The sequence below is a fragment of the Pseudoalteromonas sp. H103 genome (genome assembly GCF_001469205.1).
GTDB classification, from domain to species: Bacteria; Pseudomonadota; Gammaproteobacteria; order Enterobacterales; family Alteromonadaceae; genus Pseudoalteromonas; species Pseudoalteromonas carrageenovora.
The window spans coordinates 38373-56991 of the sequence record NZ_LOFG01000005.1; the positions used below are offsets into that span (position 1 = coordinate 38373).

The 18619-nt window shown below is 39.9% G+C and carries 16 protein-coding genes and 1 pseudogene; 7 read left to right on the plus strand and 10 right to left on the minus strand.

Features of this window, described 5'->3' with window-relative positions:
• Nucleotides 1-45 precede the first annotated feature (45 nt).
• A complete protein-coding gene (gene speE, locus ATS74_RS05405) occupies nucleotides 46-909 on the plus strand; it encodes a polyamine aminopropyltransferase (protein WP_058547918.1) in 864 nt (287 codons plus the stop codon).
• A gap of 180 nt (nucleotides 910-1089) precedes the next feature.
• On the opposite strand, the gene ATS74_RS05410 is transcribed toward speE, so the two are convergent.
• From ATS74_RS05410 to ATS74_RS05420, 3 genes are all read right to left on the minus strand, one after another.
• On the minus strand, nucleotides 1090-2691 hold the full coding sequence (locus tag ATS74_RS05410; RefSeq protein ID WP_058547919.1) for a methyl-accepting chemotaxis protein: 1602 nt from the start codon (nucleotides 2689-2691) through the stop codon (nucleotides 1090-1092).
• 65 nt (nucleotides 2692-2756) lie between these two features.
• Nucleotides 2757-3989 carry a hypothetical protein gene (locus ATS74_RS05415; RefSeq protein WP_058547920.1) on the minus strand — a complete coding sequence of 411 codons (1233 nt, stop codon included), beginning with the start codon at nucleotides 3987-3989 and terminating at the stop codon, nucleotides 2757-2759.
• Complete coding sequence (locus ATS74_RS05420) at nucleotides 3979-4602, minus strand: methylamine utilization protein (RefSeq protein WP_058547921.1); 624 nt, start codon at nucleotides 4600-4602, stop codon at nucleotides 3979-3981. The genes ATS74_RS05415 and ATS74_RS05420 overlap by 11 nt, the downstream gene beginning before the upstream one ends.
• A gap of 159 nt (nucleotides 4603-4761) precedes the next feature.
• Here ATS74_RS05420 and ATS74_RS05425 point away from each other — a divergent pair, with 159 nt between their 5' ends.
• The gene (locus tag ATS74_RS05425) at nucleotides 4762-6804 is read left to right on the plus strand and encodes a glycoside hydrolase family 97 protein (protein ID WP_058547922.1); all 2043 of its coding nucleotides are present in this window, start codon (nucleotides 4762-4764) and stop codon (nucleotides 6802-6804) included.
• Between the two features lie 27 nt (nucleotides 6805-6831).
• Here ATS74_RS05425 and envZ read toward each other — a convergent pair whose 3' ends face one another.
• Both envZ and ompR read right to left on the minus strand, forming a co-directional pair.
• Nucleotides 6832-8148, minus strand: coding sequence for a two-component system sensor histidine kinase EnvZ (gene envZ / locus ATS74_RS05430; protein WP_058547923.1), 1317 nt, complete (start codon nucleotides 8146-8148; stop codon nucleotides 6832-6834).
• A 5-nt stretch (nucleotides 8149-8153) separates the two neighbouring features.
• Nucleotides 8154-8873, minus strand: coding sequence for an osmolarity response regulator transcription factor OmpR (gene ompR / locus ATS74_RS05435; protein WP_058547924.1), 720 nt, complete (start codon nucleotides 8871-8873; stop codon nucleotides 8154-8156).
• A gap of 184 nt (nucleotides 8874-9057) precedes the next feature.
• Between ompR and greB the strand changes: the two genes are divergently transcribed.
• The 4 genes from greB to ATS74_RS05455 all read left to right on the plus strand — a co-directional run bounded on the left by greB (nucleotide 9058) and on the right by ATS74_RS05455 (nucleotide 13112).
• Entirely contained in the window at nucleotides 9058-9531 is a 474-nt protein-coding gene (gene greB / locus ATS74_RS05440; protein WP_058547925.1) for a transcription elongation factor GreB, read from the plus strand.
• Between the two features lie 135 nt (nucleotides 9532-9666).
• The gene (locus tag ATS74_RS05445) at nucleotides 9667-9978 is read left to right on the plus strand and encodes a hypothetical protein (RefSeq protein ID WP_058547926.1); all 312 of its coding nucleotides are present in this window, start codon (nucleotides 9667-9669) and stop codon (nucleotides 9976-9978) included.
• Nucleotides 9979-10028: 50 nt separating this feature from the next.
• Nucleotides 10029-10610, plus strand: a complete 582-nt coding sequence (locus ATS74_RS05450; RefSeq protein ID WP_058547927.1) for a CBS domain-containing protein — start codon at nucleotides 10029-10031, stop codon at nucleotides 10608-10610.
• 168 nt (nucleotides 10611-10778) lie between these two features.
• The gene (locus tag ATS74_RS05455; RefSeq protein WP_058547928.1) at nucleotides 10779-13112 is read left to right on the plus strand and encodes a Tex family protein; all 2334 of its coding nucleotides are present in this window, start codon (nucleotides 10779-10781) and stop codon (nucleotides 13110-13112) included.
• 87 nt (nucleotides 13113-13199) lie between these two features.
• Here ATS74_RS05455 and ATS74_RS05460 read toward each other — a convergent pair whose 3' ends face one another.
• From ATS74_RS05460 to bioH, 3 genes are all read right to left on the minus strand, one after another.
• A complete protein-coding gene (locus ATS74_RS05460) occupies nucleotides 13200-14060 on the minus strand; it encodes a putative metalloprotease CJM1_0395 family protein (protein ID WP_058547929.1) in 861 nt (286 codons plus the stop codon).
• A 5-nt stretch (nucleotides 14061-14065) separates the two neighbouring features.
• Nucleotides 14066-14374, minus strand: a complete 309-nt coding sequence (locus ATS74_RS05465) for a hypothetical protein (protein ID WP_058547930.1) — start codon at nucleotides 14372-14374, stop codon at nucleotides 14066-14068.
• Between the two features lie 90 nt (nucleotides 14375-14464).
• Complete coding sequence (gene bioH / locus ATS74_RS05470; protein WP_058547989.1) at nucleotides 14465-15202, minus strand: pimeloyl-ACP methyl ester esterase BioH; 738 nt, start codon at nucleotides 15200-15202, stop codon at nucleotides 14465-14467.
• Between the two features lie 74 nt (nucleotides 15203-15276).
• On the opposite strand from bioH, the gene ATS74_RS05475 reads away from it, so the two are divergent.
• Nucleotides 15277-15954: a ComF family protein gene (locus ATS74_RS05475; protein WP_058547931.1), complete on the plus strand. Its 678-nt coding sequence runs from the start codon at nucleotides 15277-15279 to the stop codon at nucleotides 15952-15954.
• 9 nt (nucleotides 15955-15963) lie between these two features.
• Here the strand turns inward: ATS74_RS05475 and ATS74_RS05480 are convergent.
• Nucleotides 15964-18081: pseudogene (locus ATS74_RS05480) on the minus strand (TonB-dependent receptor).
• A gap of 192 nt (nucleotides 18082-18273) precedes the next feature.
• Complete coding sequence (locus ATS74_RS05485) at nucleotides 18274-18579, minus strand: hypothetical protein (protein WP_058547932.1); 306 nt, start codon at nucleotides 18577-18579, stop codon at nucleotides 18274-18276.
• Nucleotides 18580-18619: the final 40 nt, after the last annotated feature.

Below are 18619 nucleotides of genomic sequence, written 5' to 3' on the forward strand. Positions count from 1 at the left end.
AATTGCCCCTTTTTCATACTCAACCAAAAAAGTGTAAAAGCAACTATGGCAAATTTAGATCAAAGTAAGTGGTTTACTGAAATTAGCGACCGCGATGGCAGCGCATTTTCATTACGTATTAACAAAAAGCTAGACGAAAAACAGTCTCCTTTTCAAAAAGTAGAAATGTTCGAAACCACAGACTTTGGTAATTTAATGATCATCGACGGCTGTACAATGGTTACAACCCGCGAAAACTTTTTTTACCATGAGATGATCAGCCACCCTGCACTTTTAGCGCACCCGAATCCTAAAAACGTAGTGATTATAGGCGGCGGCGACTGCGGTACATTACGCGAAGTATTAAAACACCCAGGTGTAGAAACCGTAACGCAAATAGATATAGACGAAGTAGTCACGCAAATGTCGTTAAAGTACTTCCCAGAACTTTGCGAATCAAACAACGACCCTCGTGCTAATGTTATGTTTGACGACGGCATTAAATATATGCGTGAAGCCGCTGGAGAGTCTATCGATGTTGTTATTGTTGATGGCACAGACCCAGTAGGCCCAGGTGAAGGTTTATTTAACCATGCGTTTTACACAAGTTGCCTAAATGCACTTCGCCCAGGCGGTATTTTAGTACAGCAAAGTGAATCGCCACTTATGCACATGCCATTGTTAGTTGAAATGCGTGAAGCTATGTTAAGTGTAGGATTTAATGATTTACAAACACTGCCATTCCCACAACCAATTTACCCAAGCGGTTTATGGTCAGTAACACTTGCTCGTAAATCAGAGACATTTAACGGCTTTAGAGAAGACGGCGCAGCACAAATAGCCGAGCAAAGTGAATACTACAACAGCGGTATTCACCATGGTGCACTAGCTACACCTAACTACATGAAACGCGCGTTTGATAAAAAGTAATGCTAATGCACTTTAGGCTTTGTTGACTTTCCAGGGTTAAAATTGCATTAAAAAAGGGACTTTTAAAGTCCCTTTTTATTTTTATAATGACGATTCAAGCAGAACCCTAGCTAGCAAATAATATAAGTACAATTATATTTCAAAACCTTAAAGAGTTATCTAACCAGATAATCAGCTTATTTAAACTTTAAATCGATGCACTAAGTGATTTAACTCATCAGTCAATTGTTCCATTTTTTTAGATACATCTTCAGTAGTTCGAGCAAGCGCTCCCCCTTCTAAAGTTTGATCGTTTAATGATGATAGGTTTTGACTTATTTCATCTGCAACCGTTGTCTGCTCTTCAGTCGCTTGCGCTGTTTGCATCGCCATATCATTTACTTTAGTAGACGAGCTTTGCATTGCATTAAGCACATCATTAGTTTGACTAAACGAGCCAACCGCATCATCTGCAAATTGCTTGCCTTCATCTATCGCTTTAATTGATTGTTCTACGCTCGTTGCAAATTGCTCTATCATTTTTTGAATATCGTTTGTGCTAACTTGCGTGCGTGTAGCCAATGTTCTTACTTCATCTGCTACCACAGCAAAACCTCTGCCATATTCACCAGCTCGCGCGGCTTCAATAGCAGCATTAAGCGCCAGTAGGTTTGTTTGCTCTGCAATGGCACGAATAACCTCAAGTACTTTGGCAATGTTATCAGAGCTTTGTTGTAGCTCTGTAGAGCGCGCCATAGCTTGCTCCATATTTTGCGACAAAGAAATAATACGAGAACTAGAGTGCGCAACCGCTGTTAATCCTTGCTGAGCTAAATTTAACGATTTATCAGCTTCTGTTGATGATTGCTGAGCAACACCTGCAACTTCTCTACTTGCTACACTCATCTCATGCACTGCACTTACTATCGACTCAGAAGCTTGGCTGAGCGTTTGATTTACCGCATTGTTTTTATTTGCAACCTGACTTAACTCACCACCTAATTCACTTAGCTCTTTTGATTGCTCTAAAATATCGCGAATTAATTGCTGTAAGTTGTCGAGAAAACGATTGAACTGCGTTGCAAGTTCAGAAAACTCATCTTTAGACGTTATAGCGATCCTACCAGTTAAATCGCCATCACCAGAGGCTATATCGTTAATACGAGAAGTTACATAGTTAATTTGCTGTGTTAATTGCTTAGGAATAAAGTAACTAAACCAACACGCCACCAATAAAATTAATATCACAAAAATAAGCATAGTTAACTTAGTTGAGGCAATTGTGTCTGATAGTTTTTGAACTTCTTCAACCGATGTTTGCTCTGCTAATTCACCGGCTTGATCAAGCGTAGCTCTTAATTCGTCAAATGCTTTTTCTGATTGAGACCGTTTTTTTAGATTTGTCTTATCATTCATATAGGCCAGTGAAGCGCTTAACCAAGTATTATAAGCACCATCAAAACCGCGAAGCCCATTTATAGCTTTTGGATAATCCGATAACAAAGCTAAGTACTGATCTAATCTTTGCGTTACTTGTTCAGTATTTTCTTTATGCTCTTGCAAATAAGCTTCTTTATTGTCGTTATGTGCGACTAAATTTAACTCAGCAACCTTTGCTTGATACAAATCCCTGTCGGCACTCAAAGCAAGAGACACAGCCTTAATAAATTTATCCGATTGCAAATCTAATGCATTTTTTTGTAAGTTAATTAAGTATGAATACCCAATAATTAACGACAAGATAGCAATACCTAAAATAACAATAGGAAAAGAGACTTTGACGCGGATACTATTCAAATTCATTAATTACTCCAAAAAAAATCATATTTAATACTTTCCTTTTTGATAATAAATCTAGTTTATAAAACCTAAAATCGCCATTGAACGTTTAGCATAATTTGCTGCTGCGATATGCGCTGTGCAAAGCCGCTGGCGGCTCTATTTTTTATAAAACTTTTAAGCGCAGAGCCTTCAACACCTAATTGCCAACTATTACTGAGCTGGTAGCGCCACGTTGCGGTTACCCCCTCCCCATGGCTGGTATTAGGATCAAACGCAGTGGCGTCGTTATCTGTCACTTTAAAGTAATCATAGCGTACTGAAACTCGATGCTTACCTTCTTTATGGCTTAGCATTAAGTAATGGCTGTAAAACGCATTATCAATTAGAGCATTCGCACCCATTTCGGTTTCACCATTGAGCACCTGTGCTATAAAGCGAGTTTTGCTATTAAATTTATATAGCCAGGCAACGCTCGTAAAGCGAGTGTCCCATGCATACTGCCCAGAGCTATAATTTACGGTACTGGGATCGCCGTTATTATCGTAGTAATAAACACGAAATTGCGATTTTTTTAAGTAATCCCAATGTACACCTGCATAATAGCCAAATCGCCCATCTACTTCTTCAAAGGGCAAAACACGGCCCGATTGCCAGCGTAAATCAAACTCATTTAATGAGGCTATAGGGCCAATGTTAACCCCTTCATTAAATGTGGTTTGTCTATCGTGCAATGCAAAGCCACGCCAAGCGAGTAAAGTACCGGTAGGATCATTGCCTTTAAACGTAGCGCCTACAAAGCTAAAACTATGCTTAGAATTAAAGCGTTTAGCTGGGCGTTTAAGAGTTGCTTCGATACCAACGGTACGTAACTCTTCGCCTATCCAGCTATTAATGGCTGAGTTTGTGTAGTTATAAGGAGAGGTCCAGCCAATATCGGGGTTTTCAAGCGACATGAGCGGATAAAAACCACCACCGCGCACATGCCATTTGTACTTACTATCAGTAAGAGGCTGATACTTAATATAAGCTTGTGTTAAACCTAAGCCAACATCAGGATCCTGATTTAAATTTAATACCCCATGAGCCGACCAACTAGATGCTAAATCAACATTAAAATCTAAAATCCCTTGCGATAAAATAAGCTCATCACTTTTTGTATCATGGCGATAGAGACCAACTCCACCATCTTGAAAGCTTGTATTATCATCACCTTGTACAGCTCTAACTTGTATCAAACCTTTAACCTGCGCATGTAGCGCAGCACTAAAAAATAAAATACTAACTAAAAATACAAACGTTAAAGTGCGATTAATAATCATCAAATTCATCCGTTGCAAAATCAATTTGCGCGGCTACTTCCTGTTTAACTTTATATTCAAGCGATTCCGTACCTACAATCACATCTTTAGTTTCAACATTACTTATATCACTAAACCCTGAATGCCAAACACTTAACGTATATTCGCCCGCGCCGGTCTGTAAATTAGCCTTACCGTTTTCATCTGTAATTGCAAACACAGTGCTATCGACGACCACTATATAACCTAGCATCCAATCGTGAATATTACAGCCAAGCTCAACCACACCCGTTTGGTCAAAAATAATCGGTGCTTTTGGCTGCTCTTTATATAGCTTTAATTCAAATGTTTTTGCTTTAGAAAATGAATAAACGTGGTGCATGATAGAATCCGCATTTGGAAATTCTACTTTTGCATTTTGCGGAACAACTAATATTCGCGGAATAAACTCTCTATTCTGTTGGCTCATTGCATAAGGAGCTTCAGGCGCGGTAATCTCAGTAGAACCGCTAGCAGTTAACCACACAACGGCATTAGCTAAGGGCTCATTACTTGAATTTTTTATCGTTATATTGGCGGTAAAGCCCTGAGCACTGGCACATAATAAAAATACATAAACTAAAACTTTGATCATATTAGTCGTCGCTATTATCAATTTATTTACATTATAGACCGAAGAAGTCGTTAAATTCTTTCTATTTTTTAAAACATTGAATACGTATGTAATCAGTCGTATTAATAGCCAACAGTCATTATCCTTAAATTTCACCACCGACTCATCTAAGGACACACAATGAGAATACCAGCACTTGTGCTTTTAGCCTTTGCTAGCAACAGCTACGCACAAACGGTAGAGCTAAAATCGCCAGACACACAAATAACGGTCATCATTTCTGATGAAAACACCACACCAAGCTACTCAATAGAATTTAAAAATAATCCTGTTATAAATAAATCACTGCTTGGATTTGAATTTAAGACTCAAGCTGCGTTTAGTGATGGCTTTAAAATTAAAGATATCAAGCAGCAAAGCGTAGACTCACAGTGGCAACAGCCATGGGGAGAGCGCCAAACAGTCACAGATAAACATAACGAAGTAGCTGTTACCTTTACAAAAAAAGAATCTAACTCAGGCACTTATACTATTCGTTTTCGCGCATTTAATAGTGGTGTAGGCTTTAGATACGAAGTACCTAAACAAGCAGGCTTTGAGCAAACATATATAACTAAAGAACTAACTGAGTTTGCAATAAATGATAGTCAAAATGCTAAAGCTTGGTGGATCCCCGCTCGTGGTTGGAACCGTTATGAGTACGTTTACAACACCACCGCGCTTAACGAAGCGGCGTTAGCCCACACACCATTTACGTTTAAAACAAATGATGGCACTCACGTAAGCATTCATGAAGCTGCCCTTGTTGATTACGCAGGTATGGTACTAAATCAGCGCCGCCCAGGTACGTTTACGGCTGATTTAACACCCTGGTCAGACGGTATTGGGGTTAAAAAACAAGGTGCGTTTAATACTCCTTGGCGTACCATTCAAATTGCCGATAGCGCCGTGGGTTTAGTTAATTCAGACATTATATTAAATTTAAATGAGCCTAATAAACTCGGTGATGTCTCGTGGGTAAAACCAGGAAAATACGTAGGTATTTGGTGGGGCATGCACATAAACACACAAACCTGGGGCAGCGGTAAAAAACACGGAGCTACAACACAAACCACTAAGTACTACATGGACTTTGCGGCTGAGTACGGATTTGACGGTGTGCTAGTAGAAGGTTGGAATGAAGGCTGGGACGGGGATTGGTATTTTAACGGTGATGTATTTAATTTTACAAAGCCTTACGATGACTTTGACATAAAAGCCCTCACTCAATACGGCAAACAAAAAGACGTACAACTCATTGGTCATCACGAAACATCAGGTAATGTAAGTAATTACCATGACCAAATGGAAGATGCTTTTGCCCTTTACGAAAAATCAAACGTAAGCCAAGTTAAAACAGGTTACGTAGCCGATGGCGGTAATATAAAACGTATAGACAAAAACGGTATTGCACGCCATGAATGGCATGATGGCCAATTTATGGTTAACGAATATTTATACAACGTAAAGCTGGCTGCTAAACATAAAATTAGCATAAACACCCACGAGCCTATTAAAGATACTGGCCTGCGCCGTACCTACCCTAATTGGATTGCGCGCGAAGGTGCACGTGGGCAAGAGTATAATGCATGGGGGTCGCCTCCTAACCCACCTGAACACGTACCAATGCTTGCTTTTACACGTATGCTTTCTGGCCCTATGGACTTTACACCGGGTATTTTTGATATGAGCTTTAATGGTTTAGGGGATGATACAAATCGCCCACAAACCACGCTTGCAAAACAGCTTGCGCTTTATGTTGTGCTATATAGTCCGATTCAAATGGCTGCTGATTTACCTAAAAATTATTTAGCTAAGCCTGACGCATTTCAATTTATACAAGACGTACCTACAGATTGGCAGCAAAGTATTGCCCTTGATGGCGAAGTGGGTGACTTTATTGTATTTGCTCGTAAAGAGCGAAAACGCGACAAATACACAGGTAATGATTGGTACTTAGGCGCCGTAACTGACGAAAAAGCCCGTACTATTGAAGTAAAACTCGACTTTTTAGAGCAAGGTAAAAAGTTTGAAGCGCAAATTTATCAAGACGGTAAAAACGCAGAGTGGAAAAATAATCCATATGATTTAAATATCGAAAAGCGCGTAGTCACCACAAACGATAAACTAACGCTTAAACTAGCTACCAGCGGTGGCACAGCCATTCGCTTTAAAGCACTTTAAGTAATTGAGTAAGTAACTCTGCACAGTTTACTGTGCAGAGTTAAGCGCCTTAATCGGTAAATAAATTTGTGCACTTAAGCCACCCTCAGAGCGGTTTTCTAATTTCACTTTACCGTCGTGCATATCAATAATGCGTTTAATAATGGCAAGGCCTAACCCACTGCCTTCGCTGCCACGCGCTGCATCCCCTTGCTTAAAAGGTTCAAATACAGATTCAAGCTCGCTTTCAGGTATACCAGGACCCTTATCGTTAACTGCAATAACTACGTATTTTTTATTTGAATTAAAGTAACTCAGGACTTCAATATCATCCTCAGAGTAACGCAATGCATTACCTATCATATTTGTAATTACGCGCTTAATAGCCACAGAGCTCAATGGAATTTTGCCTATGCTTGGGTTGCTCTTAAATATGATTGTGCGCTGGTGTTGTAGCTCTGAATGGACAACCTCAGCAACTAAGGCATTTATATCTTCGCAGGCGAGTTCTTCACGCTTATGGTGGCGTAAGTACTCAATAAACTGATCGATAATACCGTTCATGTCTTCTATGTCGTAAATAATACCTTCACGAAGGTAATCATCTTCATCAACCATCATCTCAGTTGCAAGGCGAATACGGGTAAGTGGCGTGCGTAAATCGTGAGATACGCCAGCCATTAATAAGCGGCGGTCGTTTTCAAGAGCGGCGATACCGCGCGACATTTGATTAAATGCACGAGTAACTTCAATTACTTCGGTTGAGCCTTCTTCATCAAGCTTAGAGCTAAAGTCGCCTTTGCCTACCTTTACCGCAGCTTGTTGTAGTGCTTTTAACGGACGGTTTAAGTGCCTAGCAAATAACCAGCCACCTAAAACACTTAAAAAGCCGATGCTTGATAAGTAGAAAGTTAAAAACTCGAGGTTGTTTTCTTGATAGCCTGATAGCGGCACTTTTACCCAATAGCCTGGTGCTTGCGGAGCTTCTACCCAATATATTAATGGATCGGTTTGGCTAATACGCACTCGTGCAGAGCCATTTAATTGCTCAGACATACTACGTGAAAGCATTGAATACTCGCGAGTTTGACCAAGCCCTTGGCGCATTGCTTCGCGTTGAGTCATTACCTCAATTCCGGTAATTTCAAAAAACTTAGCCGACACTTCGTCGTTAATTTCGACCCCATCTTCCCAATCAATAAATACTGTTTTAATTTGCTTTGCGAGCATTAAATTAACTTGCTCTATAGTGGGTTTTACAACATAAAAGCTCACCGTAACATACGACACAATTTGATTTATTAGCAGCAAAGCGGCCACTAAAAAAACGGTTTGTCCAAATGCACTACGCGGAAAAAATCCCATATAAATTACTTTTCACCGTCAGGAACAAACACGTAACCTAAACCCCAAACGGTTTGAATATAGCGTGGATTAGCCGCATCTACTTCAATCATGCGGCGAAGTCGTGATACTTGTACATCAATGCTGCGCTCAAGCGCACTGTAATCACGCCCGCGAGCAAGATTCATTAATTTGTCGCGGCTAAGTGGCTCTCTTGGGTGCGAGACCAAAGCTTTTAACACTGCAAACTCGCCGCTGGTTAGTGATATAGTTTTATCGCCTTCGCTCATTTCGCGTGTTGCCAAATTAAGTGTAAATTTACCGAAAGCTATTAAGTTTTCTTCAGCAGCTGGCGCACCGGGAACCTCTTTTGCTCGACGGCGTAAAATAGCTTTAATACGCGCTAATAATTCGCGTGGGTTAAATGGTTTTGGAATGTAGTCATCGGCACCAAGCTCAAGGCCAATAATGCGGTCTACTTCATCGCCCTTTGCAGTAAGCATAACAATAGGAATTTCGTTTTCTTTTTGACGTAAGCGGCGGCAAATAGATAAGCCGTCTTCGCCTGGGAGCATTAAATCGAGAACCATTAAGTGAAAGTTTTCACGTTCAATGAGTCTATCCATTTGCTCTGAGTTTGCAGCCGTCCTAACAATAAAGCCTTGCTCTACTAAATAACGCTCTAGCAGGCTGCGCAAGCGCATGTCATCATCGACAACCAATACTTTTGTGGTTTCGTGTCCCATAATCTCTTTCTTATTTTTATCTCCAATTAATAGTTAATATAAATGAAAAACTTAATAATCAAAAACTAATTACAAGTCTAGATTGTTACTGAACATTTCAAAGCTATATTATTAAAGTTTACGCTCGACAAATTTTGGCAAGTTTAATAACGTGCACACCATTAGAGTTAATAAAGAATTCATCATGAAAACAAACTTAGTGACCCGTGAAGGGTATTTGCAACTGCAGCAAGAGCACGACCATTTATGGAACGTAAAGCGCCCTGAAGTAACCAAAATTGTAAGTTGGGCAGCAAGCTTAGGTGATCGCTCTGAAAATGCAGACTATCAATACAATAAGCGTTTACTTCGCCAAATTGACCGCCGCGTACGGTACTTGCGAAAGCGTATTCCTGATTTAAAAATCATCGACTACTCTCCCGTTCAAGATGGAAAAGTATTTTTTGGCGCATGGGTAGAAATAGAAAACGAACAAGGTGAAATTAAAAAGTTCAGAATTGTAGGCCCTGATGAAATTTACGATCGTAAAGATTACATATCAATCGATTCACCGATGGCTCGCGCACTTATTAAAAAGCAAGTAGATGACGACTTTGAAGTAGTTACACCTCAAGGTAAAAAGCAGTGGTATGTGAATAGTATTGAATATCAAAAATAAAGCCCAATAACAGTAGTTATCAATAAAAACTTTGATTCAGATCATATTAACTTTTTATTGTGTATTCTATTTGAGTAGGATATAAGAGAGTTAATCAGGTTACTTGGTTAATCTGAATTTTTTAAGGTAATGGCCATGTCAAACGTAGTACAGCGCATATTAAATAATGCCGTATTGTTTGCACTTTTAATGAGTGTAAGTTTGTCGTTGCATGCCAATACCACTGAAGTAAACATTGATAGCGCTAAGCTAGCTAACCACTTTATTGCTTGTGATGTTCCTGACCAAGCTAACCTCGATCTTGACGTAGACTCTCACGTTAATGCATTTACCTTTAGGGCGCTTCAACCACTTCCTAATGTCGTAAACTCTTTTTATAAGAGCACTAATTTAAACAGACCTTTTAGCACTGCATACCAACGCGGACCACCTAGCTATTTAATTTAATTCATTATTTTACAACTTAATTAAATTTTATAACGACTAAGGTGACTATTATGTCTAACTTTAAAGAATTACGTACCCTAAATGTATCTCACGGTGTTATTGCAAGCACATTTGCAGACGATCAACCATTAATTGACTTATCATCACCTGCGTTAAAAATGGTAAATAACTTTACCCATAAAACGCCAATTCGTGCTCAGTACGGAACAACGATAACTGAAGCACTAAAACAAGTAAGTGCACAACAATCAGACTTTGTTTTAGTCACTGATGAAAATCAAAAATTAATTGGGCTGGTTTCTAGTGCTGATTTACAAAGCTCTAAAATCACTATTATTGCCCAGCGTTTAAATACACCAAAAAGCGAAGTGAGCTTACGCGACATCATGACCCCTATTAGTAAACTTACAGGTGTAAGCATGCAAAGCTTAAGCTACGCATGTATTGGTGATGCGCTTCAAACAATGGAGCACCAAGGCACAATGTTTTTATTGGTAACAACAGCCAGCAGCGAAATTTGCGGCTTAATTTCAGCTCGCCAAATAGCTAAAACATTACACATACCAGTACATATTACGCCAATAGCCCACTCTTTCAGTGAAGTATTAGAAAACATTGAGCACCCTCACTAGGGCGCTCTTTTAACCGCAGTAATTTACTCCCAACCCAACCATCTTAAAGCAAGTAAAATAGCTTGCTTTAAGAGCTTTTTATTACTACCTCCTGTGATATTATTCAAGCAATTAACGACGCCAGTAACACGCTTCTGGTCTTATTTTATTGTATAAAAAGGTTTTTGCATGAGCGATATCTCTGCACGTTTAGCCTCAGAGCTAAATGCACAGCAGCAACAGGTTGTTGCAGCAACAAAGTTACTTGATGAAGGCGCAACTGTTCCTTTTATTGCACGTTACCGTAAAGAAATCACTGGTGGATTAGATGACACCCAACTGCGTCTTTTAGAGCAACGCTTGTCGTACTTACGAGAACTTGAAGAGCGCCGTGGTTTTATTTTATCGACGATAGAATCGCAAAATAAACTCACCGCCGAGCTAAGCGCCGATATTGCCAGCGCACAAAGTAAAACAGAGCTTGAAGATTTATACTTACCTTATAAAGCTAAGCGCCGTACTAAAGGCCAAATAGCAATTGAAGCTGGTTTAGAGCCTCTTGCCGATGCACTATTTAACGATGCAAATTTAAACCCAGAGCAACAAGCTGAACAATTTGTAAATGCCGAGAAAGGCATTGCAGATACCAAAGCAGCACTTGATGGCGCTAAATTTATTTTAATGGAGCGCTTTGCCGAAGACGCTAAATTGCTTGCTAAATTTAGAAGTTACATAAGCCAAAACGGCGCTATAGAAAGCGCTCTTATTAAAGGACAAGAACAAGCTGGCGCTAAGTACCGAGATTACTTTGAGCATCAAGAAGCCCTTAAAAAAGTTCCTTCTCACCGTGCACTAGCTATGTTGCGCGCTCGTAACGAAGGTATTCTACAGTTAAATGTAAACCCAGAGCCTAACTCAGAAAATTCAGCGCAACTATGCGCACAAATGATTGCCGAGCATTACCGCTTAGACATTAAATATAAAGCTGCAAGCGAGTGGCTTTTAAATGTTGTGCAATGGGCATGGAAAATTAAACTCGGCTTACACCTTGAGAATGAGTTTTTAGCAGCAATGCGCGAAAAAGCAGAAACTGGCGCTATTGATGTATTTGCTAAAAACTTAAAAGACTTATTGATGGCGGCTCCAGCAGGCCCGCGAACTACTTTAGGGCTCGATCCTGGCTTACGAACAGGCTGTAAAATTGCCGTTGTAGATAGCACAGGTAAATTGCTTGCCACACAAACTATTTTCCCTCATGCGCCACAAAATCATTGGGATAAATCACTTCGCACATTAGAACAACTCTGTCGTCAACATAAAGTAGAGCTGATTGCGATCGGTAATGGCACGGCTTCTCGCGAATCAGATAAATTAGTTGCCGAACTAATTAAAGCCAATACCGAGCTTAAAATTAATAAAATTATGGTGAGCGAAGCAGGTGCATCGGTTTACTCAGCCTCTGAATTTGCTGCTAACGAATTTCCAGATTTAGATGTTTCTATACGTGGTGCTGTATCTATTGCTCGTCGCTTACAAGACCCTCTTGCTGAACTTGTTAAAATTGAGCCAAAATCAATTGGTGTAGGCCAATATCAACACGATGTGTCACAAAGTCAATTGGGGCAAACGCTAACAGCCGTAGTTGAGGACTGTGTAAACTCAGTAGGTGTAGATTTAAATATGGCCTCAGTGCCATTACTTACTCGTGTGTCTGGCTTAAACAAAACACTAGCGCAAAACATTGTTAATTACCGCGATACTAACGGCGTATTTACTAAGCGCAGTGAACTTAAAAAAGTTGAACGTTTAGGGCCAAAAGCCTTTGAACAAGCAGCCGGCTTTTTACGTATCAATAATGGAAGTGACCCTCTAGATAATTCATCTGTTCACCCTGAGGCTTACCCAATTGTTAAACGTATTTGTGAGCGTAATAGCCTTGATGTAAGCAGCTTAATTGGTAACAGTGACTTTTTAACTAAACTTGCGGCTAACGATTACACCGACGAGAAATTTGGTTTACCAACAGTGACTGATATCATTAGTGAGCTTGATAAACCTGGTCGCGATCCGCGTCCTGAGTTTAAAACTGCTGAATTTAAAGCGGGCGTTGAAAAAATTAGCGACCTTAAACCAGGTATGATTTTAGAAGGTGTTGTATCTAACGTTGCTAACTTTGGTGCGTTTGTTGATGTAGGCGTTCATCAAGATGGCCTTGTACATATTTCAGCTATTACTAATAAGTTTATATCAGACCCTCGCGAAGTAGTAAAAGCTGGCGACATTGTAAAAGTAAAAGTAGTTGAAGTAGACGCAGCTCGTAAACGTATTAGCTTTACTATGCGCTTAGATGACGACATAGACACAAGTAATAAACCCGCTGCTGCTCCTCAAAAACAACGTAACAGCAACTCACAGCAACCTCGCACAGCTAAGCCAAAACGCGATAATGGCAATGCGATGATGGGTAATGCATTTGCAGATGCATTTGCAGATGCATTTGCTAACGCAAAAACTAAAAAGTAAACGCTGTTAACTTACTAAACTAAAAAAGCCGCTAATGCGGCTTTTTTATTATTTATATTGTTTTAATGCTAACTAACCTAAACCTAATCAACCATACGCCGAAAAGCCACTTTCATTTTGTGGAGAGCTCGTCATTTGATAAAAATTAGCAATACGACCGGCTCGTGCGTCTACTTCAGGATCGCGTGATTGCTCTGTATTAGTATCGCTTTGTGATTCTGCTGTGCTGGTTTCGTTTGATGAGAGTTTAGTGCTTTGCTCACTTTCTTCAGTTTGCTCTTCTTTAGGAGCTGAAAGTTCAGCTTGGGCAGCCGCCATTTTTTGTGTTGCATCGGCAGCTATGGCTCTGTCTGCACTTGATGGCTCTGCTGGGGCAAGTGCCGCTGCACGTACCGTTTGCATTTTATCTATTGTCGCTTGCGGATCATCTGGGATTTCAGATACATCAATTTGTACCTCACCGCCAATAGCGTAATTTGTGCCATCTGGACCGCGCTGGTATTCATAACTAGGAGAGCCAGCATACTGCCCCCCTACAGAGGCGTGCGCTTGCTCATGAACTCGCACTTCGGTATCGCGCGCTTTCAGTTCTTTTATTTGTTGTTGCTCTTGTTCGAGCTGTTGCTCTTCTTGCTCAGTTTCTTGTTGAGACGCTTCTTGCTCGGCCTCTTGATCAGCACTCTCTGAATTTTCTGAATTGCCTTCACGCTGATCAATTGCTTTATCGTCAGCTAGTTTACCGGTAGCATCATAAGTCGATACATCACTATTACTGCCTGGAAGTTTAGCTTTTTCAGCGTCGCTTTGAGCTTTAGTTTCAGTATTGCTTGCGCTACTTGAAGCTGGAGCAGGAATAACTTCCCGAAGTTGATTGTCGCGCCGTGCAGATTCCGTATAAACATTTGCGGTGTTTATATTGATTGACGGAAATGGCGTGACAATATTCATTATTGCTACACTTTAATATCTATTAACGTGCCTAATACGTCATCGGCCGTCTGAATAGACTGCGTATTAGCTTTGGCGTTAAACTCTTCCACTTTTAAATTTACAAGAGCTTCGTCAACACGCGCGGGCTGTGCAACGGGTGCGGTAACCGCTTCTTCTGGGCGTGCGGCTGTTAGCTGACGCTGCTGCGCTAATTGCGCATCATCTTGCTGCTCTATGCTGGCACGGTTAATCTCAGCGCTTGCCTTTTCTATACCTTGGCTTGCACGATTAAACCCTTCAACACCACTATTAAATACAGATCCTATTGGCATAATAAAACCTCCACCAACTAAACATTGTTTAATTATCGCTCAGGTTATATACAAAATAAAGCTTTAAACAACGTTAATATTTTCTCTATTTTAAAGCATTGATTTAACGGTAGATAAAAACTCATCTTTATGAGAAATAAACGGCGCATGTGAAGATTTATCTAGCACCTCGTATTCAAAGTCAGTATTTAGTGCTGCCATTTTACTAACCGCTTTATAAGGCACCAATGCATCTAACCGGCCAAATATAGCTTTAATAGGCACAGTGCAATGTGCAAATAAATCACGTAAATCGTCATTTTGTAAAATTTCTAAACCAGCACTCAATGCTTCACTTTTTGGTGCGTTGTACTGATTTAGTAATTGTTTAAGCTGTTTTATATCATCACGCGCCGACTCGCTACCCATTGCTTGAATGGCTAAAAAGCGCTCTATTGTTTTTTCTCGATGGTTAACTAACTGATCTTTAAACTGCGCCAATACATTTGCTTTTATTCCCGGCCAATTATCTGACTCAGCAAAAAAAGGGGTTGAGGCAATTAAAATTACTTTTGATACTTTTTCTGGCCAATGCTTAGCAATATAAAGAGCAAATAAGCCACCTAACGACCAGCCCATTAAAATAGAATGTGGCTTTAGCTGCTCACTTAAAAGCGCTGCCGCATCATGTAAAGTATAGGGCGTTGGGCAAACAGAACTATTACCAAATCCAGGTAAATCAAGACTACGTACATTTGCTGAATATAAAGACTCTAGCTCAGGCTTTATTAATTGCCAAACGCCTTGGTTCATTCCCCATCCGTGCAATAGCACTAACTCATTTTGCATATTTACCAAACCTTTACCAAACTTAGGCTCATCATAGCGTTTAAAAAGGCGATTGCAATGCGAAGGTTGTATCAATGAAACAGACGGTTTTAAATTGGTTATTTCCTTCATACTGCGTGCAATGTCAAAGCCCTATTACTGCTAATTTAGGGTTATGTAGTTTTTGCCTTGAAGACTTGCCATTATTTGATTTTACAGCTCATAAAAACTTACTGCATCGACCTGATATTGTTGAAATGTTTCCTAATTGTGAGTTTGATATTTTATTTGCTTGTGCGTTTTATCAAACACCTTTTGAACACTGGCTTAAACGGCTAAAATTTAATAACCAAATTCATTATAAAAAGGCATTACAACAAATCATTGAAAAGCAGCTCAAGCAGTTTTTTGAGCAAAGCCCTACTCTGCCAGATTTCTTTATTATTTTACCGTTACATAAAAGTCGATTTGTTACTCGTGGTTTTAATCAAGTAAGCCAAGTGTGGCAACCTTTATTGATTAAAGTTGCACCTCTAAATAACAGCCTTATTCGCAATAAAAAAACGCAAGCGCAATCTGAACTTTCAAAAGCTAAGCGAGTTAAAAATTTAAAAAATGCCTTTGTTTGTACACAAGATATGAGCGGTAAAACAATTGCTATTATTGATGATGTTATGACAACAGGCGCTACACTTAATGCTGCTACACAGGCTTTAAAACAAGCGGGCGCTAAACATGTGTGGGCATTTACCACCTGTTTAACGCCGCTTTAATTATTTCAATTAAAAACGAGCTCTTACGCCTAAACTAACTGAGCGTCCAGGTAAAGGGGCTTCGTCTTTTAAGTACGATGAATGCACACGCCCTTCTTGATCAGTTAAGTTATCGCCTTTTATATAAATGGTCATATCTACATCGCCTAAATCTAGGTAATAATTAGCTGAGGCCGATAGCATGGTATAACCTTTTGTTGAAGTTTCGTTATCCGCTATTTTGTCTTGTTTAGCGTTACGAATGACTTCGACTTCGGTGTGCCAATTTCCATATTCATAATGTACTGACGAGCCCACTCTCATTGGTGGTATTCTTGGTACATTACCGCCTGAGTCTAATTTAGCGCGCGTATAATCGGTAAACACTTCTAAGCGCCAATCATCGTTTAAATGCCAATCTACCTGCGCTTCATATCCATATAAACGAGCGTCTTGCTGTGCAAACAACACGACAGGCAAGCCATCAGCTTCGTCGTCAGGTTCACCTGAAACAGCCACTTGGTTTTCGTAATCGACTGAGGAAATAAAAGCACCATCACTGATAACTAAATCAGTGAAGCTTTCAAAAACATAGTCACTAATATCATTATTAAAGATGCTAACGTTAGCGTTCCATGTATCACCGGTATATCTATATGTAAGGTCTAAATTATTTGAAACCTCTTTACCCATACTTTCATTAGATTGAACAACACTATATTGACCGGCGTTGTTACTAAGCTCAAATCCACCGCCAACTTCGTAAGTACCAGAGCCAATATGAGGCCCATATGCATATATTTCTGAAGCTGAAGGTGCACGCTGTGAATATGCGTAATTAAAAGCTAATGAGTGTCTATCATTGATACTCCATACAACACCAGCAGAACCTGAAACCGCGTCATAATCTTTATCGTTAAACGAAACTGAGTTGGACGAACTAAGGGCTGTAAAAAAGTCATTGTCTACATTATGTGTTGACTGCTCAACACGAGTACCTACTTGCCACAATAGCGAGCCTACTTTTTTCTCTTCCATTAAAAATGCAGCAATGCTGTCTGTTTTGGTTGGAGGCGTAAATGCTTCTTCACCAATCGCTTCAAAATCGCTATGGTTATAATGTAAGCCCACAATCCCTTTCCAGCCATAAACAGGTGCATGCTCAGCCCACAACCTTGACTCTATACTTTCGTTTTTAAAAGTTGTGCCAATTTCAGCCCCTTCAATTTCAGAGTGCTCATAATCGGTATAAGCGTTTTGCCAATGCACTGCTTGTATAAAGCCATCTAAATTATTCCAATCCACTACGCCTTGATAGCGATCTTGGTTAAGCTTTATAAATACGCCCTCTTCACCCGGTAAGCCATAGTCAGAGTCCATATGCCCATACGAAAAAGCAACGCGCATATCATCAGTTATCCAGCCTGCGCCTAGGTTATAGCCACTTGCGTCAATATCTGAGTTTGCAAGTGTTACTTCCACCTTCTTCATCAATATCTGCTGGTACAGGGATTTTGTAATCATCGGTTTTACGGGTATATCCATCAATATGAAAAGCAAAATCACCGGAACCTGCGTTTAAATCTGTTGAAAGAGTTTTAGCATCTGCAACATTATCGTACTGCGCAAATACTTCACCACTTACGCCTTCTTGCCTTTGCGTGGGTAAGCGGTTATCAACCACATTTACTACTCCGCCAATAGCACCACTGCCGTATAAAAGCGTAGCTGGGCCTCTTAAAACCTCAATTTGGGTGGCTGTAGATGTTTCGGTTGAAACCTGATGATCTGGCCCTACACGCGATGCATCTGATGCACCTAAACCATTTTGAACCACTTTAATTCTTGGTCCATCTAAGCCTCTAATAATAGGGCTACTTGCCACAGGTCCGTAATAAGAGCTGTGTACCCCGGGTACACTTTTTAACGTATCGCCTAAGGTTGCAGCTTGATTTTGATCTAACTCTTCGCCGCTTAAAATTGTTACAGGAGTGCTTGACTCAAGCACTGTACGCTTTATTGGCGACGCTGTAATTAAGACTCTTTCAATGGCTGTTTCGTCTTTTTGAAGGTTTTTTCATCGGCATACGCCGTGCTACTCATTGCTGCTAATAAAGCGATTACTAAAGGTGAATAGTTACTTTTCATTTTGTTATCTCTAAAGTACACAATAAAACACACTCGTTATTATTAAGAGTGCTAAGGATGTTTTAACTGATGAACTTAACCAGATCTCTGAATCATAAATTTATTTTGCGCACTGAAAAGCCCTCGCTAGCAAAATAATTTAAATATCAACACTACTTTAATTGGTTAGAAGTCGCTTAAATAGAGATCTGGTTAATTTAAGATAACAGTTGGAGGGTCTCTGTTTCCTGCAATAGCCACAAATTCACTGTAAAAGTGCTGACTACTAAATTGTATTGCAGAAAAATTATCTGTGCTTAGCGCAAACAGGCTTACTTTGGCAGGTATAGAATGTTCTAAATCAAGGGAGCTTAAGCACAGCTCACATTCTTGCTCAGTTTTTAAGGCATGTGCAGTATCGTGCCATACAGAAAAAACACTGAACAACAAAAAAAACACCGCACTGTAGTTTAATAGTGCTTTGTGGTTTCTAAGTGAATGTAAAACAGATGCTTGCATAATGGATATACTATAACGTTACTATAAGGTGTGTCGATAG